Source organism: Mesorhizobium sp. M0074 (genome assembly GCF_040322975.1).
Lineage (GTDB): Bacteria > Pseudomonadota > Alphaproteobacteria > Rhizobiales > Rhizobiaceae > Mesorhizobium.
In genome coordinates, this window is record NZ_JAMYUM010000005.1 from 104494 (window position 1) to 125998 (window position 21505).

Consider the following 21505-nt stretch of genomic DNA (forward strand, 5'->3'; position numbering starts at 1 on the left):
TCCAGTTCGCTCTGAACAGTTTCGCCGGCAGGGCCGGCGTCTATCCAGCCGGCGGTTCGGTCGTAGCAAAGGCCGGCCGGTGGTGCGCCGTCAGTGTATCGTTTGCGAATGCTCGCCGCCGGGTTGCGAGATGCCGCTCAGCGCTTCACCTGCTGTCGCCGTCTCGCTGTTGGTGGCGAGGTCGCCCAGCGAAACGATGCCGACCAGGCGCTTGTCGCGGTTCAGCACCGGCAAGCGGCGCACTTTCAGGTCAGCCATGTTACGCAGAATATCCTCCGCGTCTTCGTCTTCGAAGCAATACCTGACCTCGGTGCTCATCACTTCCCGTACCTTGGCGTCAGGTGTCTTGCCTTGGGCGACGCCGCGGATTGCGATGTCGCGATCGGTTACCATGCCGACAAGCCGATCGTTCTCGCCCACCGGCATTGCGCCGGCGTCGAGGCGACCCATCATTTCTGCCGCATCGCGCAGGGTTTGCTGCGGACTGGCGATCTCGACGTCCTTTGTCATGCAGTTGCCGACTTTCATTTTAACCTCCCTTGGTTGCAGGGCCCGCCGCCGGTTTCCATGATGAAAGGGTGAATGAGCGCCAGCGCAAAACGTTCCATGGCAAGACCCGTTTCGAGCGCTTCGCCGAAATCACCCTTGCCATCCTCCACCCGACCGCCCTTCAGGCGGTCGGCCCGGGAAAGGTCGGTTCCGAAGGAATTTCGGAAGGCGTGCCGGGAGGAACTCCGATCGGCTCCTGGTCCGGCGTCGGAATTGGATCCGGCGAGGGCGGGGGTACGCCTGGAGGTTCTCCCGGCGGAGTCTCCGGCGGGGCAGGCGGCCGGGCCGGCTCCGGATTGGGATTGTCCGGCAGTGGATTCGGGTTATTCGGATCGGGATTGTTCATCGGTCACTCCCCTGACAACTGTGACCTGATCTCCGCCAAGAGCGGGGGTGCGGCAGCGGCGATCAGGCTCTCTTGTCCTAAACCAAGGGGAAGCAAAAGCGTTCCCGCTTCCGACGCCACGCGCGGTGCCAATCTATCGGGCGGTTCCCAGGCTGGCATACATTCCGTTGGTGCGGAACTGCGTCGGGTTGATGCCGTAGAGGCGGCGGAAGACCTTCGAAAAGTAATTGGCATCCTCGAAGCCGCACATGATGGCGACTTCCTTGACCGGCAGGAAATCGGCCTTCGTGAGCAACTTCGCCGCGCGCTGCAGTCGCTGCTGCAGCACGAATTCGGCGGGCGGAAGACCTTCACTCTCGGCGAAGCAGCGCGAGAAATGCGCGCGGCTCAGGCCGCTGATCTCAGCGAGATCGGCAACGCGGAGCGGCCTGTCGAGATTGGCCCTGATGTGATCGATGACCGGCTGCATGGCGCTCTTGTCGTCTGTGACGGCATGCGAGCCGAAGACATCGTCGTAGAGCGCCATGGCTGCTTCATAGGCGACGGCCGAGGCGGCTCCCGGCGAGACCGCGCCCGTGATCAGGCGCACACTGCAATCAGCCAGATGATCGATCGTCGAGGGCTGCAGCCGCAGCACCGGACCGACGGCGGCAAGGATCGACTTGTGGATGCGCAGTGCCTCCTCGCCGTTCATCGATATCCAGAAGAACTCCCAGCGTTCGCCCTTGGCCAGCCAGTAACGGTGGTTGTGCGGCACGAGAACCAGCAAAGTGTCGCCCTTTTGCAGGCGGTAGTTCCGGTTCTCGTAGCGCAATCGGCCGGCGCCGCTGATCGTATGCTGGAGCACGGTAAACGGCGTCAGGCCGCGCTTGCGCCCATCCCAGTCGTAGACCTCGTTCTCGCGCACTTCATAGCCGGTGCTTGTCGGCATGGTGTGTAGGCGCTGGCGCCCGCGCGGCAGCGATACCGTCCTGCCCGCCGGCCCGATGTCGATCAAGTTCCGCAGCACAAAATTACCCCTAAAAGCATAATCCTTCTCTGGTCGCGTGCCGAATAAGGCGCATAATCCCTTGAGAAAAGCAAAAGAAACCGCGGTCAAAGAGCGGATGGGAGGAAATGCTGGATTCCAGCCTGCATAGCGTGGCAGGCGGGCCAGGCCTCTTTTCGCCGCCTTTGCCCCAGCGTTCGATCAGGTCGAGGTGAGGCTGATGAGTTTCAAGATCGCTATCATCGGTGCGGGAAGCGTCGGGTTCACCAAGAAGCTCTTCACAGACATTTTGTGCGTTCCTGAATTCAGGGATGTCGAATTCGCATTGACCGATCTCAGCGAGCGCAACCTCCAGATGATCAAGTCGATCCTCGACAGGGTCGTCGAATTCAACAGGCTGCCGACCAAGGTTACGGCAACGACAGACCGCCGTGCTGCCCTCGAGGGTGCCCGCTACATCATCAGCTGCGTTCGCGTCGGCGGTCTCGAAGCCTATGCGGACGACATCCGCATTCCCTTGAAGTATGGCATTGACCAGTGCGTCGGCGACACGATCTGCGCCGGCGGCATCCTCTATGGCCAGCGCAACATTCCGGTAATCCTCGATTTCTGCAAGGATATCCTCGAAGTCGCCGAGCCTGGGGCGAAATTCCTGAACTACGCCAATCCGATGGCTATGAACACCTGGGCGGCGATCGAATATGGCAGGGTCGATACCGTCGGCCTCTGCCACGGCGTCCAGCATGGCGCCGACCAGATCGCCGAAGTGCTCGGCGCCAAGTCGCGCACCGAGCTCGACTACGTCTGCTCCGGCATCAATCACCAGACCTGGTTCATCGACCTGCGTCTCAACGGCCGCAAGATCGGTAAGGACGAGCTGGTTGCCGCCTTCGAGGCGCATCCGGTCTATTCGCAGCAGGAAAAGCTGCGCATCGATGTCCTGAAGCGCTTCGGCGTCTATTCGACCGAAAGCAACGGCCATCTTTCCGAATACCTGCCCTGGTATCGCAAGCGGCCGGACGAAATCACCCGCTGGATCGACATGTCCGACTGGATCCACGGCGAGACCGGCGGCTACCTTCGTTATTCGACCGAAACACGCAACTGGTTCGAAACGGAGTTCCCGCAATTTCTGGAATCCGCCGCCAGGCCGATAGACCCCGCCAAGCGCTCCAACGAGCATGCCAGCCACATTCTCGAGGCGCTGGAGACGAACCGCGTTTATCGCGGCCATTTCAACGTCAAGAACAACGGCATCATCACCAACCTGCCGCAGGACGCGATCGTCGAGTCGCCCGGCTTCGTCGACCGCTTCGGTATCAACATGGCCTCCGGCATCACGCTGCCGGAGGCCTGCGCCGCCACTTGCATTTCCTCCATCAACGTCCAGCGCATGTCGGTTCATGCGGCGATCTCCGGCGATATCGACCTGCTGAAGCTCGCGGTCCTGCACGACCCGCTGGTCGGCGCGGTTTCGACGCCGGAAGAGGTTTGGCAAATGGTGGACGAAATGGTCGTCGCCCAGGCTCGCTGGCTGCCGCAATATGCCGATGCGGTGCCGGCCGCGAAGGAACGGCTTTCGAAATCCAGGATCAAGACCCGCGAATGGGCCGGTGCGGCAAGGCGCGACGTCCGTTCGATCGAGGAATTGCGTGCGGAAAAAACGGCTCTCAAGCAGGCCGTGTGAATTTCACCGGGTGGATCGCGGCGAGCTTTCGGGAGAATTTTCCGCACCCGTCTGTACATTCGTTCGAGGAGAAATGGAGCGCGTCAACGCGCTCCTGAACAAACAGGGAGGAGAGACGATGAGGAATTTTCGAAACATTGGCATTCTCGCCGGGCTGGCGCTTAGCGTCTCGGCCTCGGCGCTGAACGCGTATGCATCCGAGCCGACCGTGCCGCCGGTGCCCGCGCAATTCCCCGCCGAGGGAAAGATCAAATACGTCGCGCGCGACTCCATCCTGGAATTCAAGGCACTGCCGGAATATCACGAACCGGATTGGGTCACCGAGAAATACGTCAAGGCGGGCAAGCTGCCGCCGGTCAAGGACCGTTTGCCTAAGGAGCCGCTGGTCTTCAAGACCGGCAACATGCCGGATGGCATCGGCGTTTACGGCGATACGATGCGCCATGTCATCGGCGGCCGGCCGGAAGGCTGGAATTATGGCGCCGGCCAGACGCAAGGCTGGGGCGGCATCGACATCGGCCTTTCCGAATGCCTGACGCGCACCGCGCCGCTTTTCCAGGTCGAGGCCAAGGACACGGAGCCGCTGCCGAACCTCGCCAGGAGTTGGGACTGGTCCAAGGACGGCCACACGCTGACGATGCATCTGGTCGAGGGCGCGAAATGGTCGGACGGCGTTCCATTCAACGCCGACGATGTGATGTTCTATTGGGACGACGAGGTGATCGACCCCAATGTGTCGCCGCTGAACGGCGCGACGCAGGAGACCTTCGGCGTCGGCACGACGTTGAAGAAAATCGACGACTACACCGTCGAGTGGACGTTCAAGGACGCCTTTCCGAAACAATACCTTTACGCCATGGCTTACGGCACCTTCTGTCCGGGCCCGTCGCATATCCTCAAGCCGCAGCATCCGAAATATTCGAAGAACACCTACGAGCAGTTCAAGAACGCGTTCCCGCCGGAATATATGAACATGCCGGTGATGGGTGCCTGGGTGCCGGTGGCATACCGCCCCGACGACATCATCGTCATGCGTCGCAATCCGTACTATTGGAAGGTCGACGAGAAGGGCAACCAACTGCCGTATCTCAATGAACTGCACTACAAATTGTCGACCTGGGCCGACCGCGACGTTCAGGCCGTCGCGGGAGCCGGCGACTTCTCCAATCTGGAGCAGCCGGAGAACTTCGTTGCCTCGCTGAAGCGCGCGGCGCAAAAGGACGCACCGGCACGGCTTGCGTTCGGCGCGCGGCTGATCGGCTATAATCTGCGCATGAATTTCTCAGCCAATGGCTGGGGCAACCCCGACGAGCGCGGACAGGCGATACGCGAGCTGAACCGCAACGAGGATTTCCGCAAGGGCGTCACCATGGCGCTGAACCGCAAGGCGCTCGGCGACTCGCTGGTCAAGGGTCCGTTCACTGCCATCTATCCGGGCGGCTTATCCTCGGGCACGAGCTTCTACGACCGGAAGTCGACGGTCTACTACCCCTTCGATCTCGAAGGCGCCAAGGCGGAACTCGCCAAGGCAGGCCTGAAAGACACGGACGGCGACGGCTTCGTCAATTTTCCTGCAGGTACCGCCGGCGGCAAGAATGTCGAGATCGTGATGCTCGTCAACAACGACTACACTACCGACAAGAGCCTTGCCGAAGGTGTAGTCGCCCAGATGGAAAAGCTAGGGCTTCGGATCGTGCTCAACGGACTCAACGGCACCCAGCGCGATGCCTCGCAATACTCCGGCCGCTTCGACTGGCTGGTACGGCGCAACGATCAGGAGCTGACTTCCGTCGTCCAGAATACCGATCAACTGGCCCCGGTCGGTCCACGAACCAGTTGGGACCATCGTGCGCCGGAAAACGGCGAGGTCGATATGATGCCTTTCGAGAAGGACCTCGTCGACATCGTCAACAAATTTGTCTCGTCCGCGGACAATGACGAGCGCGCCAGCCTGATGAGAGAGTTCCAGAAGATCTCGACCGAGCACGTCTACAATGTCGGCCTGACGGAATATCCCGGCGCGCTGATCATCAACAAACGCTTCTCCAACATCCCGCAGGGCACGCCGATCTTCATGTTCAACTGGGCCGAGGATTCGATTGTCCGCGAGCGGGTCTTTGTCGCTGCCGACAAGCAGGCCAAATACGAGCTGTTCCCCGAAGAGCTTCCCGGCAAGCCCGGAGACAAGGGCCCGATGAACTAGGTTTACCTCCCCTGACTGAGAACTCCGGCCGCCCCCGTTGGCGCGGCCGGACAAAGCAAACCTCCGTACGCTCAAAGAGAGCGACCGGCTAGACAAGGAAGCGGACCGACCGATGTTGCGATTCCTGCTCACGCGCATAGCGTCGGCGATCCCGGTCCTCGCCATTCTGAGCCTGGTCACCTTCGCCATCATCCAGGCGCCGCCGGGCGACTATGCCGACTACATCCGCTCGCAGTTGATCAATCAGGGCGGGGCCTCATTCGCCGAGGCCGACGCGCAGGCCAAGGCCTATCGGATAGAACACGGTCTCGATAAGCCGCTGCCCGTCCAGTATCTCAACTGGATCGGCGGCATCATCACCCGCGGCGATTTCGGCTACAGCCTCTATTACAATAAGCCGGTGGCCGATGTGGTGGGCGAGCGCCTGCCGCGCACGCTGCTCCTGGCGCTGGTGTGCCATCTGCTGGCCTCGGTCCTCGGTATCACCTTCGGCATATGGGCGGCGACTAGGCAGTACAGCTGGATCGACAGTGCGCTGTCAGCGATTTCCTTCCTCGGCATGACGGTGCCGCGCTTCCTGATGGCGCTGATCATCGTCTATCTGCTGGTCTTCCAGTTCAACGTCTCCGAGATCGGCAGCTTCTTCTCGCCGCAATTTGGCGGGGCGCCGTGGTCCTGGGCGAAGTTCGTCGATCTCGTCCGGCATGTCTGGCCGGTTGTCGCCATCGCCACCTTCGGCGGGCTCGCCTACAACATGCGGGTGATGCGCGGCAATCTGCTCGACACGCTGAATGCGCAATATGTCGAAACCGCTCGCGCCAAGGGCCTTAGCGGCGGTGCGGTCGTGATGCGCCATGCGGTGCCCAATGCGCTGCATCCGCTGGTCATGTATCAGGGCGTGGTGCTGCCCTATATGCTGACCGGCGAGATCGAGACCGCGATCATCTTTGCTCTGCCGACCGTCGGCCCGGCGATCGTTGGCTCGATGGCGGTGGGCGACGTCTATGTCACGGCGACATTCATGATGGTGCTGTCGGCGACGCTGATCGTCGGCAACATCATCGCCGACATGCTGCTCGTCATGCTCGATCCGCGTGTGCGCCAATATGCAGGGTCCTGAGATGCTTGCTTTCGAGCCCTCGCTGCCGCCACTTGCCGAGGAACCGGCCAAGATCAAGCCGCGCGGCAATGAGAGTTACATCGCACTCGTCTGGCGCCGCCTGAAACGGTCCTGGACCGGCATGGCCGGGCTCATCCTGGTCGCGTTTCTGGTGCTGCTGGCGGTGTTTGCCGACTTCTTCGCACCGATGGATCCCAAGGTGACCGATGTCGGCTTCGCCCCGCCGCAGATGATGAGCTTCCATGACAAGGACGGCAACTTCGTCTTCCAGCCACGCGTCTATGCCCTGGCGGATTCGGAAGACCTCGACCCGGTCACCTTCCAACCCGTCGTCGGGCCGGACTACGACCATCCGCGGCTGCTCGGCTTCTTCGTCAAGGGAGCGGAGTACAAACTGCTCGGCCTGCTTCCCGCGAACCGGCACTTCTTCGGCTCGACCGACGGCCAGCCGGTGCACTTCCTTGGCACCGACAAATTCGGTCGCGATGTGCTGGCTCGTGCGATCTATGGTTCGCGCATCTCGTTGATGATCGCATTGACCGTGGTCTTCATCGTCACCGTGATCGGCACGACGGTCGGCATGGTGTCGGGCTATTTCGGCGGCACATTCGACGTCTGGGTCCAGCGCTTCGTCGAACTGGTGCTCGCGTTTCCGCAATTGCCGCTTTATCTGGCGCTGACCTCGCTGGTTCCGGTGACGGCGCCGACGAATGTTTTCCTGGCCTTCGTGATTGTTGTCATGTCGGCACTCGGCTGGGCGCAGATGTCGCGCGAAGTGCGCGGCAAGACCCTGGCACTGGCGCGGATCGACTACGTTCGTGCGGCGATGGCGGTCGGCGCCACAGATGGCCGCATCATCATGCAACACATTTTTCCGAACGTGATGAGCCACGTGATCGTTGCGGTCACGTTGGCAATCCCCAGCGTGGTCCTGCTCGAATCCTTCCTCGGTTTTCTCGGCTTCGCGGTGAAGCCGCCGCTGATCTCCTGGGGCCTGATGCTGCAAGACACCGCGACCTATTCGGTCATCGGCACTTATCCCTGGATCCTTTCGCCGGTCGGCTTCGTGCTTGTCACCGTCTTCGCGTTCAACGCGCTTGGGGATGGACTGCGCGATGCGGTCGATCCTTATTGAGCATGACATGATGCAACACGCGCTCGTCAAATCCTTCGCACCGCCTGTCCGGCTCGACCATGACGGCCGTTCGGAAAACCCGGTCATTGATGCCCGCAACATCGCCGTCGATTTCAAGGTCGAACACGGCATGATCGTAGCCGTCAAGGACATCTCGTTCCAGCTCTATCGCGGCGAGACGATCGCCATTGTCGGCGAGTCGGGATCGGGCAAGTCGGTGACGGCGCGCACCGTCATGGGACTGTTGTCGAAGCGCGCAGTCGTGTCGCCGAAATCGACTGTCGAATACAACGGGGCGAACATCCTGAAATTTTCCGAGCGTGCGCGGCGCAAACTGCGCGGCGACCGCATCTCGATGATCTTTCAGGAGCCGATGAGTTCGCTCAACCCGATCTACACGATCGGCAGCCAGATCGTCGAGGCGATACGGGTGCATCGCAAGATGAGCCGCAGGCAGGCCGAAGCAAGGGCGCTCGAGCTGCTGCAGCAGGTGCAAATCCCTGAACCCCAAGCGCGGCTGAAACAATACCCGCACCAGCTTTCCGGCGGTCAGCGCCAGCGTGTAATGATCGCCATGGCGCTGGCCAACGATCCCGATGTGCTGATCGCCGATGAGCCGACGACGGCGCTCGACGTCACGGTTCAGGCGCAGATCCTCAATCTCATCCGAAACCTGCAGAAGAAACTGCGCATGGCGGTGATCCTGATCACGCACGACCTGACCGTGGTGCGGCAGTTCTCCGACTATGTCTACGTCATGCAGCATGGGGAGATGCGCGAGCACAATGTGACGGAGAAGCTGTTCGCCAATCCGCAGCATCCCTACACCTGTCACCTGCTTGCCTCCGAGCCGCGCGGCCAGGCAAATCCGTTGCCGGAAGGCGCCGACGTTATTCTTGAAGCTAGGAATGTGCGCGTCTCCTTCATGCTGCGGCATGGCACGTTCATGAGGCCGGACCTGCGCGAACTCGTCGCCGTCGACAGCCTCAGCCTGACCCTTCGGCGGCACGAGACGCTGGGTCTCGTTGGCGAATCCGGATCGGGCAAGACCACCTTCGGCGAGGCGTTGCTCAGGCTCAACACCACGGACAGCGGCGAGATCTATTTCGATGGCCAGCCGATCCATGGCTGTTCGCGCGCGCAGATGCGGCCGTTGCGGTCGCGCATGCAGGTCGTCTTCCAGGATCCGTTCTCGTCGCTCAACCCGCGCATGACGATCGGCCAGATCATCGAGGAAGGGCTGGTCGTCAACCGCATGGGCGCCACCAGGAACGATCGGATCGAGCGGGTGCGCGAGGCGCTGATCAGCGCCGGCATGCCCGGCGATATCCTCTCGCGCTTCCCGCACGAGTTTTCCGGCGGCCAGCGCCAGCGTATTGCGATTGCCCGCGCCGTCGCGCTCGAACCGGAATTCATCGTACTCGACGAGCCAACATCGGCGCTGGATCTCTCGGTCCAGGCGCAGATCATCGAATTGCTGCGCAAGCTGCAGCGCGAACGGGGCCTGAGCTACATCTTCATCTCGCACGACCTCAAGGTCGTGCGGGCGCTGTGCCACCGCGTCATCGTCATGCAGCACGGCAAGATCGTCGAAGAGGGGCCGGTCGACGAAGTCCTGTCCCATCCCAAGACCGCTTACACCGAACGGCTGGTCAAAGCCGCTTTCGAGGTAGCCTAATTGCTTATGCCGGAGGTTGTTGTGGCAAGAAATCCCAAGGTCGCTTTCATCGGAGCTGGCTCGACGGTGTTCATGAGGAACATCGTCGGCGACATATTGCAGCGTCCGGCTTTATCCGGCGCGACGATCGCGCTGATGGACATCAATCCGCAACGGCTCGAGGAAAGCGCAATCGTCGTCGGCAAGCTGATCTCGACGCTTGGCGTAAAGGCCAAAGCCGAAACCTATTCGGACCAGCGCAAGGCGCTGGCGGGCGCCGATTTCGTCGTCGTCGCCTTCCAGATCGGCGGCTACGAGCCCTGCACGGTGACCGATTTCGAAATTCCGAAGAAATACGGGCTGCGCCAGACCATCGCCGATACGCTCGGTGTCGGCGGTATCATGCGAGGGTTGAGAACCGTGCCGCATCTCTGGAAGATCTGCGAGGACATGCTCGCGGTCTGCCCGCAGGCGATCATGCTGCAATATGTCAACCCGATGGCGATCAACACCTGGGCGATCGCGGAGAAATACCCCGACATCAAGCAGGTCGGCCTCTGCCATTCGGTGCAAGGCACGGCAATGGAGCTGGCGCATGATCTCGACATTCCCTGCGAGGAGATTCGCTACCGCTCGGCCGGCATCAATCACATGGCCTTCTACCTGAAGTTCGAGCATCGCCAGCCGGACGGCTCCTACCGCAATCTCTATCCGGATCTGCTGCGCGCCTACAGCGAAGGGCGGGCGCCGAAGCCTGGATGGAATCCGCGCTGCCCGAACAAGGTGCGCTACGAGATGCTGAAGCGCCTCGGTTACTTCGTCACCGAGAGCTCCGAACATTTCGCGGAATACACGCCCTATTTCATCAAGGACGGGCGCGAGGATCTGATCGAGAAATTCGGTATCCCGCTCGACGAATACCCGAAGCGCTGCATCGAGCAGATCGAACGCTGGAAGGGGCAAGCGGAAGCCTATCGCTCGGCTGACAAGATCGAAGTGGAGCAGTCGAAGGAATATGCGTCCTCGATCATGAACTCGGTCTGGACCGGCGAGCCGTCGGTGATCTACGGCAACGTCCGCAACAATGGCTGCATCACGACATTGCCGTATAATTGCGCGGCCGAGGTGCCATGCCTCGTCGACGCCTCCGGCATTCAACCCACGTTCATTGGCGACCTGCCGGTGCAGCTCACCGCGCTGATCCGCACCAATATCAACGTCCAGGAGCTGACGGTCCAAGCGCTGATGACCGAGAACCGCGAGCACATCTATCACGCGGCGATGATGGACCCGCACACGGCGGCCGAGCTCGACCTCGACCAGATATGGTCGCTGGTCGATGATTTGCTGGTTGCGCATGGCGATTGGCTGCCGGCCTGGGCGCGTGGAGCGCGCAGCGTTCGGGCGGCCTGAGGCGCAGGGCTGTCTGTTTCACTCACCTATGCCGACCATAGGGCCGGCTTTGAAAGCGGAGCGGCGTTGCCGGCAGATGTTTCGAAATCAAAGAGTTTCTGCGTTACGAGAGCAGCCGCTCCCCTTGCCCAGGAATTGTCCTCCCAGTCCAGCAGCATTGGTGGTGCCGCGCGAAAGGTATTTTTCCCAAGCGTCAGCCGCATTGGGCCAAACAGCGCATCGCCAAACGACACGGCTTCACCGCCGACGACAATGACCTCCGGGTCGGTGATGTTGACAAGATTGGCGAGATGCCGGCCGATGCCATGTCCGGCTTCTTCGAGAATGGCGACGGCTCGCGGTTCGCGGTCTGCCAAGGCTGCCATAAGGCTGACTTTGCTATCCGTTTCGTTGTGCCCGGTGGCTTCGCGCCAGGTGCGCAGGATCGCCGGCTCGGCGTAATAGGCCATCAAGCAGCCGCGTTTTCCGCACTCGCAAAGGCGGCCGTTCTCCTCATAAGAGCTGTGGCCGAACTTGCCGGCGGCACCGTTCGCGCCGCGATAGAGTTTGCCATCGAAGACGAGCGCGCAGCCGATTCCGACGCCGATCGCCAGCACGGCCATATTGCGGTGCTGGCGTCCGAGGCCGAAGAGTTGCTGGGCAATGGCATAGGCATTGGTGTCGTCCTCAAGCCACACGGGGACGTCTACCAGTTCGGCCAGCATCGGGCCAAGGGGAACGTTGTCCCAGTTGTAGCGATTGCTGCGGATACACACAGCCTTCTGGTTGTCTATGACGCCAGGCATTGAAATGCCGATCCCGGCAAGCTTGGCAGCGGGCCGATCGACAATCGAAATCAGCTCCGGCACCGCCTTGGCCAAGGTCGCTATGATATGGTCGGGATCGCTGTCCGAGAGCTTGACGCGCAGAGAGCCCAGCGGATTGGTCGCAAGATCGGTGACCACGCATTCGACCGATCCGACCATCAGCTTGAAACCTATGGCAAGGCCGTTGGCATAGTTGATATCCACCGGGATAGGGCGGCGCCCAGCCGAGCCCACGACTGTCTTGCCTTCGATCAGCAGGCCATCCTCGATGAGGTCGGCCACGACGAAGGTGACCGCTGCCGGACTAAGGCCGGTAACTGACGCTATGTCGGCCCGGCTGCGCGCTCCTTCCTGCCGCAAGAGATTGAGGATCAGTCTGCGGTTCATCGCCCGAGTCGTGCTCGGGTCACCCTTGAGCTTCACGGATCCGCTTTCTTAATTTTGTAAATTAATTATTGCCTCTCGAGAAAACGTATGCATAAGTTTGCCCGACTGTTCAACACCCGAACCGGGGGTCAGCGAAATTAATCCGGTTAGCAATATCACCGCGCTCTGAAGGAGCGGGCAAGCATATTCCCTTGCCCGGGAGGTGAGCGGTGCCGGTGAGAAGAACAACCGCGCCGGCCGGTGTGCCAGTAGAGAAATTGACAACACGGGAGGAGTAACAATGACGTTCAAGTGGATTGAAAAGCCGTCGACGCGGCGCAATTTCCTGAAGGGAGCTGGGGGCATTTCCGCTGGAGCCCTCGCGGGCTTCCCGATGCCGGCACTCAGCCAGTCGAGCGAAGTCACCATCATTTCAGACGAAAACAATGCCGATGCCCTGCGGATCTTGCGGCGCATTGCGGCCGACTTCGAGAAGCAGTCCGGCACCAAGGTTGTGATCAACAATATGGATCACGAGGCCCACAAGACCGCGATCCGCAACTACCTTGTCGCCGGGGCGCCGGATGTCTGCTTCTGGTTCTCCGGAAACCGCATGCGCGCCTTCGTCACCCGCGGCCTGTTCGACGACATTTCGGATCTGTTCGAGAAGGAAAAGTACAAGGACGTGCTGGGTGCCATGACCGGTGCCGTCACTGTCGACGGCAAGCAGTATGGCCTGCCGACTGGCGGCACGATGTGGGGCATGTTCTATCGCAAGGACGTCTTTGCCGAGCACGGACTGACGGTGCCGGCGACCTGGGACGAATTCCTGGCTTACGGCCAGAAGTCCAAGGCTGCCGGCCTTATTCCCGTCAGCATCGGCACCAAGGAACTCTGGCCGGCGGCCGGATGGTTCGACCAGATGAACTTGCGGATCAATGGTCTGGACAAGCACTTTGCCTTGATGAACGGCAAGATGGCTTACACCGACCCGGCGCTGACGCCTGTTTTCGACCACTGGGAAGAGCTTATCAAGCAGGGTTTCTTCACCCCGGATCAGACGTCGTTCGGCTGGCAGGAGGCCGGCGCCTTCCTCGCCCAGAAGAAGGCCGGCATGATGAACCTCGGCGCCTTCGTGAAAGCTACTTTCCCTGAGCAGGATCTCGAGCAGCTGACATTCGCGCCTTTCCCGAAGATTGACGGCGCCCTCGACCGCTACGAAGAATTCTCGGTCAATTCGGTCCACATCCCGGCCAACGCCAAGAACAAGGCGGGTGCCCGCGAGTTCCTCGCGTTCTTCTACCAGCCGGCAGGCCCCTATCTGGAACCCGGCGGCAACGTTCCGCCGCGCAACGACCTTCCGGCCAGCAAGGACCCGCTGGTCAACGCGGCTGTGGAAAGCCTGAAGACGGTGGCCGGCACGTCGCAATATTACGACCGCGATACCGATCCCGACATGGCCCAGGCCGGCCTGGTCGGCTTCCAGGAATTCATGGCCAAGCCGGAGCGCCGGGATGCCATTCTTCAGCGTCTCGAGGGAACTCGTCGCCGGATCTTCAAGATCTAGCGCCTCCCAGCGGAGGGGAGCGGGGTTCGTACTCTGCTCCCCGATGCTTTCCGTGAATGAGGTCTCCCAAAATGACGAAGCTTTGGCGCCGCCATCGCTGGTGGCTGACACCGACACTTCTGATTCTGCCCGCCGCTGTGCTGTTTTCCGTCGTCATTCTGGCATCTGCGGTCGAGAGCCTATGGATCAGCCTGCACGAATGGGACGGCTTCAGCCCGATGGTCTGGATCGGCCTCGGCAACTACCGCGAACTGTTCGCCGACCCGCAGTTCTATGTTTCGCTGAAGAACAATCTGATCTGGTTGGTGATGTTCATGCTGGCGCCGCCGCTCGGCCTCGCCATCGCGCTGCTCGTCAACCAGAAAATCCGCGGCATGCGCCTGCTCAAATCGCTGTTCTTCATTCCGCTGGTGCTGGCTTCGGTTGCCGTCGGCGTGGTCTTCACCTGGGTCTATACGCCGGAATTCGGACTTCTCGCCCTGATCTTCCGCACCTTCGGCGCGACCGCCCCGGCAGTGCTGTCGGATGAAAATTTCGTCACCTTCGCCGTCGTGATCGCAGCGTTGTGGCCGCAGATCGCCTTCTGCATGGTGCTCTATCTCGCCGGCCTCAACAATCTCAGCGAGGACCTGATCGGCGCCGGGCGGGTCGACGGCGCCAGGGGCTGGAACATGCTGCGCCACATCGTGTTGCCGCAGCTGACGCAGGTCACCTTTATCGCCATCGCCGTCACTGTCGTCGGCGCACTGCGTTCCTTCGACATGGTCTCGGTGATGACCAGCGGCGGCCCCTTCGGTTCGTCCGAGGTGCTTGCCTATCAGATGTTCGAGCAGTCCATATTTTCCTACCGCTTCGGCTATGGCGCGGCCATTGCCTCGGTGCTGTTCGTGATCATGGCGGTCTTCATCGCCTGGTACCTGACGCGGATGATCCGCGCCGATGAAAGAGGCGGCTGATGTTTCCCCGCCCGATTCCCGAGACTGCTATTTGGCAGCGTGGCCTCTATGTCGTGCTGGTGGTCGGCATCCTGATTGTCTGGCTGGCGCCGCTCTTTGCCATCATTCTTACCTCGTTCCGCTCTACGCAGGATGTCATGGGCGGCAATCTGTGGGGCTGGCCGACCCAATTCGGCCTGGTCGACAACTACACGGCGGTCTTCACCCAGACGCCGATGGCCCGCTACTTCCTCAACAGCCTGACGATCACCATCCCCTCGGTGATGGGCGTTCTCATCTTGAGCACGCTCGCTGGGTTCGTGCTCGCCCGTTACCGGTTTCGCGGCAACATGCTCGTCTTCGCCCTGTTCGTCGGCGGAAACTTCCTGCCGCACCAGATCATGATGATCCCGGTGCGCGATCTCATGGTGCGGCTCAACCTCTACGACACGATGGCGGCCCTGATCATCTTCCACATCGCCTTCCAGACCGGGTTTGCGACACTGTTCATGCGCAACTTCATCGCCGCCTTGCCGGGAGAACTGTTTCAGGCCGCCAGGGCCGAGGGCGCGACGCCGTTTCAGACATTGGTACATGTCGTGGTCCCATTGGTGCGGCCGGCTCTCGCGGCGCTGGCCATCCTGCTCTTCACCTTTATCTGGAACGATTATTTTTGGGCGGTCGTGCTCACCATCAGCGATACCGTCAAACCGGTCACCGCCGGCCTCGCCAATCTGCGCGGCGAATGGGTCTCGGCCTGGAACCTGATCTCGGCTGGCACCATCGTCGTGGCTTTGCCGCCGGTTGCCATGTTCTTCCTAATGCAGAAGCACTTCATCACCGGCCTCACCATGGGAGCGGTCAAGGGATGAGCGCCATGGCTTCAAGGCGTCGCCCACCCGATCCGAAACTGATTTCGCAAGCAGGGCTCCATGACCAGTCTTGAACTCCGGCAGATACAAAAGAATTATGGCAGCTACCACGCGCTGCGCGGCATCGATCTCAGCGTCGAACAGGGCGAGTTCATTGTCACCGTCGGGCCGTCCGGCTGTGGCAAGTCAACGCTGTTGAAGATCATCGCCGGGCTTGAAACCGTCTCGACCGGTGAAATTCTCATCAACGGCCGTGATGTCACCACCACCGAGCCGGGTGAGCGCGGCATTGCCATGGTCTTCCAGTCCTATGCGCTTTACCCGCACATGACGGTCGCCGAGAACATGGGTTTCGGCCTGCGCATGGCGCATCGCCCCAAGGCCGAGATCGATGCCGCCGTGCTGCGAGCCGCCAAGATCCTTCGCATTACCGACCAGCTCGACAAGCGGCCGAAACAGCTTTCCGGCGGCCAGCGTCAGCGTGTGGCCATCGGCCGTGCCATAACCCGCTCGCCCGACGTGTTCCTGTTCGACGAACCGCTATCCAACCTTGACGCAGCGCTGCGCACGCAGATGCGCGTCGAGCTTTCCGATCTGCACGCCAGGCTCGGCGCCACCATGGTCTATGTCACGCACGACCAGACCGAGGCGATGACAATGGCGAGCCGTATCGTCGTGCTCAATCGCGGCTCGGTCGAGCAGGTGGGCGCTCCGCTCGAACTCTACCGCAATCCGGCCAATCTCTTCGTCGCGGGCTTCCTCGGCGCACCCCGAATGAATTTTTTCGAAGTGACCGTCGCCGCTGTCTCCGGCGGCGCCGCCACGCTGTCGACCGCCGGCCTTTCTCCTTTGACTGTCGAACTGACGGAAGCGGCATCCGTACAGGTCGGCGATAGGGTGACGATGGGGATTCGGCCGGAGAGCATCAGCTTGGCCGCGGAAGGGACAGCGAGTTTTGCCGGACGGGTACGGCTGGTCGAGCATCTCGGCCGCGAGACCATCCTCTATGCCGACGCGGGCCCGCTGCAATGCGTCAGTTCTGAAAGCGGCAGCGGCAACGTCACCGTCCAGATCGGCCATGCGAGTGCCGTCGCTGCCGACGCGACCGTCGGCTTCAAGGTCGAGCCGCGTGACGTCTATCTCTTTTCCTCTGTCGATGAGCGGACAATCAGTGCCCGCAAATCCACCATCACCGACTGACCTGCAGGAGTATCCTTCGTGAACAAGACTTCAAAAGGCCGCGCCCTGTCGGTCTGGCGCACGATCCAGACCGACCGCTTTCTGGTCGGCGCGCCGCACTACCCCGAACATGTGGACGAGAGTTACTGGGACAACGACGCCCGGCGCATGGCCGAGGCCGGCTTCAACGTCGCCCGCCTCGGCGAATTCGCCTGGCACATTTTCGAACCGCGTGAAGGCATCTTCGATTTCAGCCTGTTCGACCGGGCAATCGAGGGCCTGGCGCGTCACGACGTCAACACGATCTTGTGCACGCCGACCGCCACTCCGCCGCGCTGGCTGACGGCAAAACATCCGGAAATCCTGCGGCGTGATGGAAATGGCCGGTCGATGAGCCACGGCTCACGCCAGTATGCCGACACCAGCAGCCCGGTGTTTCGCGACTATAGCCGCAAGATCACCAACGCGATGGTGGACCACTACCGCGACAACGCAAATGTCATTGGCTGGCAGACCGACAACGAACTCAACACCAGCATGCCGGAATCCTATTCGCCGTCGGCATTGAAGGAATTCCAGGCTTATCTCCAGGAAACCTACAAGACGATAGACAGGCTGAACTTCGCCTGGGGTGGCGATTTCTGGGCGACGGCTTACGGCGATTTCAGCGAAATTGTCTTCCCGCTGGAATTCTCACCGTCCTTTCCCGGTCCCGGTCACCTCCAGGACTACCACCGTTTTCTCGCCTTTTCGACAGCACGGTTCCAGCACGACCAGGTCGAGATCCTGAGAAAAGCGAATGCCAGTTGGTTCATTTTCCACAATCTCGGCGGATTGCGTGACATCGACTTTCGCGGCCAATTCTCTACCGATCTCGACTTCGTCGGCTACGACATCTATCCGTTCCTCTATGACGAGTTCTTTCGCCTAGGCAACCACGCCAAGATCCAGGCGCTGCATCTCGACATCTGCAGGGGATTTTCCGGCAACTACATAGTGCCGGAACAACAGTCGGGTTTTGGCGCCCAGCCGGGCTTCTGCACGCTGACGCCGGAGCCGGGCGAAATGCGACGCATGGCGATGTCGTCGGTTGCGCGTGGCGCCGATGGGATCATGTTCTTCCGCTGGCGTCCCGCACATTTCGGCGCCGAGATATACTGGATGGGCATCATCGATCACGATGATGTCGCTCGCCGCCGCTATGACGAAGCCAGGCAGTTCGCCACCGAGATGACGGCGCTTAAAGACAAGATCCTGGGCACCCATGTGCGGATGGATGTCGGCATCGCCGGCTCGGACTTCGACAATCAGGAAGCCCACAAGACCTTCCCCATCGGCCTGCCAAGTCCGCAGGATGATGCAATCTTGCTGCATCAGTATTGCTATGACCGCGGCATCGCCTGCGGCTTCATCCACCCGGAAGACGATCTGTCGAAGCTCAAGGTATTCTACGTGCCGCATTGGGTGATCTGGAAGGACAGCTGGACCGAGCGGCTGCAAGTCTTTGCCGAAAATGGCGGTACCGTCATCATCGGCGCGCGCACGGGAACCCGCGACGAAAACAACCACGTCATCCGCGAGACAGCGCCGGGCCAGTCGCTGTCGAAGCTGACCGGCGTTCGCGTCGAGGATTTCGGGCGGCTGGCGGCACCCGGGGCCAATGGCCTGTTCAATACCATGTCGCGCTCCGGCGGGCTCGTCATTCCTCCCGACAGACCGGCCGAATCCAGCCGCCGTATCCGTCGTTTCACCGTCGGAAACCACGAGTTCGATGCCGGTTATTTCTATGAGAACCTCGCAGTCGAACCGGAAGTCGAAATTGTAGGGGTTTGGTCGAACCGCTATGCGGCGGGAACGCCCGCAATTACCTCCCGCGCCGTCGGCAAGGGCCGTGTGCTCTATGTCGGCACTTATCTAACCCCGGAGCTGACAGCTCAACTCGCTACGCGCACTTTCGTGGATGCGAATGTGGAGCCTCTGGTTCCGGATCTGCCGGACGGCGTCGAGGTCACGATGCGCGAGAATGACGAACGCCGGCTGCTGTTCGTGCAAAACATCAAAGACACGCCCGTTGCGGTAACCGGCGTTCCCTTCGGCAGCAACCTGCTCGATAGCGAAGGACCTGTCTCCGGAGTGTTGACGCTGGACGGCTATGGCTGCGCTGTCCTCGAATTGATCTGAGCATTGTCGCGGACGTTAGCCATACGAAACCTGAGTACTCTTTGATCCTGGAATTCGACCGCCATCGGCAGCACGCCGGCATCGATCCATATCGAACCGGCGCTTTGACGTGCGCAAGGAACGGCCGGCGAACTGCTGTTGCTCCCATTCAACGACGGCAGTTACACTACCGGCCGCGACCATCGGAGCCGATGGCGGCATCTCGTTTCATCCTTGTGAGCGCCATGAATTTCGACATTTCCGTCCGAACCGAGGCCTTCCGCAGCCGGATCGCCGATTTCGTCGAGCGCGAAATCCTGCCGCTCGAGGCTGACAAGGCTCGCTATGACGGCCATGGCAATATTGCGCTGCCGCTGCTTGAAACGCTGCGGGGCAAGGCGAAAGCAGCCGGCCTGTGGTGCCTGCAACTGAAACCCGAGACCGGCGGGGCCGGCCTTTCCAAGGTGGATATGGCCGTCTGCTATGAAGAGATGAACCGCTCGATCTTCGGTCCGGTCGTGTTCAATTCCGCGGCCCCCGACGACGGCAACATGATGGTGCTGGAGCGACTGGGGACGCCGGAGCAGAAGCAAAGATGGCTGAAACCGATCGTCGAGGGCAAGGTGCGCTCGGCCTTTGCAATGACGGAACCGCACCCGGGCGGCGGCTCCGACCCGTCGATGATCATGACCAGAGCCGAACGGCGTGGCGACAGATATGTCGTCAAAGGCCGCAAATGGTTCATCACCGGCGCGCAAGAGGCGAGCCACTTCATTCTCATTGCGCGCACTTCGGACGATCCGCGTCACGGCCTTTCGGCCTTGCTGTTCCACAAGGACCAGCCGGGCTGGCGGATCGTGCGCCGCATCGAGATCATGGGACCGGAAGAACATGGCGGCCATTGCGAGCTGGAGTTCGACGGCCTGGAAGTCCCGGTCGAGGACGTGCTTGCCGGCGAAGGCAGCGGCCTCCGGGTTACCCAGGTCCGGCTCGGTCCGGCGCGGCTCACCCATTGCATGCGTTGGCTCGGGCTTGCCAAGCGCTGCATCGAGATCGCGCGCGCCTATGCCGCCGAGCGTAGCGGTTTCGGGCAGCTTTTGGCCGACCGTGAGAGTATCCAGCTGATGCTCGGCGACCTTGCCATGCGCATCGAGATCGGGCGGCTGCTGGTGATGAAGGCGGCCTGGGAGCTCGATCGCGGCGGCTTTGCCCGCAAGGAGGTCTCCATGGCCAAGATCCAGGTCGCCAACGTGCTGCACGACGCCGCCGACGTGGCGATCCAGATCAACGGCGCCCGCGGCTATTCGAAAGACACTGTACTCGAATGGATCTACCGCTACGCCCGCCAGGCTCGCCTGGTCGACGGCGCCGACGAGGTCCACAAGATGGTGCTCAACCGCTTTCTCAACGAGGAAGGTGCGGGCTTCTGGCGCTGGCATGTCGAAGCCGGCAGACAAGACGAAACAGGTCGCGGCGGGAACCGCTGAGCCGGCAATGAGGATGGATTTCGATGCAGTACGCCTGGAGGATTTTCTGAGAGCGCATTTTGGCGATGGCCAAATGTCGCTTGAGCGGATCGTCGGCGGCCAATCCAACCCGACCTATTTCGTCGACTATGGCGGCCGCCGCATGGTGCTGCGCAAGAAACCCCCGGGACCGATCCTGCGCGGCGCTCATGCCATCGATCGCGAGTACCGGGTGATCGAGGCGCTAGCATCGACAAAGGTGCCGGTGCCGCGGCCGGTGCTCTATCACGACGGCGACGAGCCGCTCGGCACGCCGTTCTATCTGATGCAGCGGCTCGACGGCCGGGTGTTCCACGATGGCTCGTTGCCGGGACTGGCGCCGGACGAGCGGCGCGGCATCTATTTCGGCATGGCCGAGGCGCTGGCAAAGCTGCACGCAGTCCGGCCGGAAGAGGTTGGGCTCGGCGACTATGGCCGTCCCGGGAACTATTTTGAGCGACAGATCGCGCGCTGGACCAGACAGTTGCGGGAATCGCCGAGCGAGCGCATTGCCGCGCTCGAAGCCGTCGCCGAATGGCTGCCGCGACATCTTCCGCCAGATGACGGCCACGTTTCGATCGCGCATGGCGATTTCCGTCTCGGCAATCTCATCTTCCATCCCGAGCGGCCCGAGGTGATAGGCATACTCGACTGGGAGTTATCGACCCTCGGCCATCCGCTTGCTGATCTCGGCTTCTGCTCGATGCCCTGGCATTCCTCATCGGACGAATATGGCGGCATCCTCGGCCTTGATCAGGCAGCCCTCGGGATTCCGACACAGCGCGAATTCCTCGATCATTACTTCGCCCACGCCGTGCCGACGGCGCCGCTGCAGCGGTTCCATCTGGTGTTTGCCATGTTCCGCTTTGCCGTGATCTTCGTCGGCATCGCCGACCGCGTGCTGGCCGGCAGCGCGGTTGCGGCCGATGCGGCCGACGTGGCACCGCTGGCCGGCCGTTTTGCTGCACGCGCCATGGAAGTCATCGACGGCGCGCGGCCCTGGTGACGTGAGGCTGG

17 protein-coding genes are annotated in these 21505 nt (G+C 61.5%); 13 read left to right on the forward strand and 4 right to left on the reverse strand.

The genetic code is table 11. The features are described from left to right. Positions 1–90: 90 nt before the first annotated feature. The 3 genes from NKJ73_RS08820 to NKJ73_RS08830 all read right to left on the reverse strand — a co-directional run bounded on the left by NKJ73_RS08820 (position 91) and on the right by NKJ73_RS08830 (position 1904). The gene (locus tag NKJ73_RS08820) at positions 91–528 is read right to left on the reverse strand and encodes a CBS domain-containing protein (RefSeq protein ID WP_352569048.1); all 438 of its coding nucleotides are present in this window, start codon (positions 526–528) and stop codon (positions 91–93) included. Further along, positions 525–659, reverse strand: a complete 135-nt coding sequence (locus NKJ73_RS08825) for a hypothetical protein (RefSeq protein WP_352472518.1) — start codon at positions 657–659, stop codon at positions 525–527. Before NKJ73_RS08825 ends, NKJ73_RS08820 begins: the two co-directional genes overlap by 4 nt. A gap of 369 nt (positions 660–1028) precedes the next feature. Continuing rightward, positions 1029–1904 carry an AraC family ligand binding domain-containing protein gene (locus NKJ73_RS08830; protein WP_502897782.1) on the reverse strand — a complete coding sequence of 292 codons (876 nt, stop codon included), beginning with the start codon at positions 1902–1904 and terminating at the stop codon, positions 1029–1031. 199 nt (positions 1905–2103) lie between these two features. Here NKJ73_RS08830 and NKJ73_RS08835 point away from each other — a divergent pair, with 199 nt between their 5' ends. The 6 genes from NKJ73_RS08835 (at position 2104) to NKJ73_RS08860 (ending at position 11098) form a co-directional block, all read left to right on the forward strand. Then, on the forward strand, positions 2104–3570 hold the full coding sequence (locus NKJ73_RS08835; protein ID WP_352449637.1) for an alpha-glucosidase/alpha-galactosidase: 1467 nt from the start codon (positions 2104–2106) through the stop codon (positions 3568–3570). A gap of 118 nt (positions 3571–3688) precedes the next feature. Further along, positions 3689–5773, forward strand: coding sequence for an ABC transporter substrate-binding protein (locus tag NKJ73_RS08840; protein WP_352569049.1), 2085 nt, complete (start codon positions 3689–3691; stop codon positions 5771–5773). Positions 5774–5885: 112 nt separating this feature from the next. Continuing rightward, positions 5886–6893, forward strand: coding sequence for an ABC transporter permease (locus tag NKJ73_RS08845; RefSeq protein WP_352569051.1), 1008 nt, complete (start codon positions 5886–5888; stop codon positions 6891–6893). Position 6894: 1 nt separating this feature from the next. Next, positions 6895–8028, forward strand: coding sequence for an ABC transporter permease (locus NKJ73_RS08850; protein ID WP_352569052.1), 1134 nt, complete (start codon positions 6895–6897; stop codon positions 8026–8028). 10 nt (positions 8029–8038) lie between these two features. Next, positions 8039–9706: an ABC transporter ATP-binding protein gene (locus NKJ73_RS08855; protein ID WP_352569193.1), complete on the forward strand. Its 1668-nt coding sequence runs from the start codon at positions 8039–8041 to the stop codon at positions 9704–9706. A 21-nt stretch (positions 9707–9727) separates the two neighbouring features. Then, positions 9728–11098: an alpha-glucosidase/alpha-galactosidase gene (locus tag NKJ73_RS08860; RefSeq protein WP_352569053.1), complete on the forward strand. Its 1371-nt coding sequence runs from the start codon at positions 9728–9730 to the stop codon at positions 11096–11098. Positions 11099–11124: 26 nt separating this feature from the next. Here the strand turns inward: NKJ73_RS08860 and NKJ73_RS08865 are convergent, their stop codons facing one another. After that, positions 11125–12327 (reverse strand): ROK family transcriptional regulator, encoded by a 1203-nt coding sequence (locus tag NKJ73_RS08865; RefSeq protein WP_352569054.1) that lies wholly within the window; start codon positions 12325–12327, stop codon positions 11125–11127. Positions 12328–12571: 244 nt separating this feature from the next. Here NKJ73_RS08865 and NKJ73_RS08870 point away from each other — a divergent pair, with 244 nt between their 5' ends. The 7 genes from NKJ73_RS08870 to NKJ73_RS08900 all read left to right on the forward strand — a co-directional run bounded on the left by NKJ73_RS08870 (position 12572) and on the right by NKJ73_RS08900 (position 21494). Then, a complete protein-coding gene (locus tag NKJ73_RS08870; RefSeq protein ID WP_352569055.1) occupies positions 12572–13837 on the forward strand; it encodes an ABC transporter substrate-binding protein in 1266 nt (421 codons plus the stop codon). Between the two features lie 71 nt (positions 13838–13908). After that, a complete protein-coding gene (locus tag NKJ73_RS08875; RefSeq protein WP_023677182.1) occupies positions 13909–14793 on the forward strand; it encodes a carbohydrate ABC transporter permease in 885 nt (294 codons plus the stop codon). Continuing rightward, positions 14793–15644, forward strand: a complete 852-nt coding sequence (locus NKJ73_RS08880; RefSeq protein WP_352452362.1) for a carbohydrate ABC transporter permease — start codon at positions 14793–14795, stop codon at positions 15642–15644. The genes NKJ73_RS08875 and NKJ73_RS08880 overlap by 1 nt, the downstream gene beginning before the upstream one ends. Positions 15645–15704: 60 nt before the next feature. After that, positions 15705–16844 (forward strand): ABC transporter ATP-binding protein, encoded by a 1140-nt coding sequence (locus tag NKJ73_RS08885; protein ID WP_352455369.1) that lies wholly within the window; start codon positions 15705–15707, stop codon positions 16842–16844. A gap of 18 nt (positions 16845–16862) precedes the next feature. Beyond that, positions 16863–19004, forward strand: a complete 2142-nt coding sequence (locus tag NKJ73_RS08890; RefSeq protein ID WP_352569057.1) for a beta-galactosidase — start codon at positions 16863–16865, stop codon at positions 19002–19004. 224 nt (positions 19005–19228) lie between these two features. Then, positions 19229–20470, forward strand: a complete 1242-nt coding sequence (locus tag NKJ73_RS08895) for an acyl-CoA dehydrogenase family protein (protein ID WP_352569195.1) — start codon at positions 19229–19231, stop codon at positions 20468–20470. 7 nt (positions 20471–20477) lie between these two features. Next, a complete protein-coding gene (locus tag NKJ73_RS08900) occupies positions 20478–21494 on the forward strand; it encodes a phosphotransferase family protein (protein WP_352569197.1) in 1017 nt (338 codons plus the stop codon). Positions 21495–21505: the final 11 nt, after the last annotated feature.

Coding starts and splice junctions, on each gene's coding strand:
- NKJ73_RS08820 (WP_352569048.1), bottom strand. CDS start 528: ATGAAAGTCGGCAACTGCATGACAAAGGACGTCGAGATCGCCAGTCCG.
- NKJ73_RS08835 (WP_352449637.1), top strand. CDS start 2,104: ATGAGTTTCAAGATCGCTATCATCGGTGCGGGAAGCGTCGGGTTCACC.
- NKJ73_RS08840 (WP_352569049.1), top strand. CDS start 3,689: ATGAGGAATTTTCGAAACATTGGCATTCTCGCCGGGCTGGCGCTTAGC.
- NKJ73_RS08845 (WP_352569051.1), top strand. CDS start 5,886: ATGTTGCGATTCCTGCTCACGCGCATAGCGTCGGCGATCCCGGTCCTC.
- NKJ73_RS08850 (WP_352569052.1), top strand. CDS start 6,895: ATGCTTGCTTTCGAGCCCTCGCTGCCGCCACTTGCCGAGGAACCGGCC.
- NKJ73_RS08855 (WP_352569193.1), top strand. CDS start 8,039: ATGCAACACGCGCTCGTCAAATCCTTCGCACCGCCTGTCCGGCTCGAC.
- NKJ73_RS08870 (WP_352569055.1), top strand. CDS start 12,572: ATGACGTTCAAGTGGATTGAAAAGCCGTCGACGCGGCGCAATTTCCTG.
- NKJ73_RS08875 (WP_023677182.1), top strand. CDS start 13,909: ATGACGAAGCTTTGGCGCCGCCATCGCTGGTGGCTGACACCGACACTT.
- NKJ73_RS08880 (WP_352452362.1), top strand. CDS start 14,793: ATGTTTCCCCGCCCGATTCCCGAGACTGCTATTTGGCAGCGTGGCCTC.
- NKJ73_RS08885 (WP_352455369.1), top strand. CDS start 15,705: ATGACCAGTCTTGAACTCCGGCAGATACAAAAGAATTATGGCAGCTAC.
- NKJ73_RS08895 (WP_352569195.1), top strand. CDS start 19,229: ATGAATTTCGACATTTCCGTCCGAACCGAGGCCTTCCGCAGCCGGATC.
- NKJ73_RS08900 (WP_352569197.1), top strand. CDS start 20,478: ATGAGGATGGATTTCGATGCAGTACGCCTGGAGGATTTTCTGAGAGCG.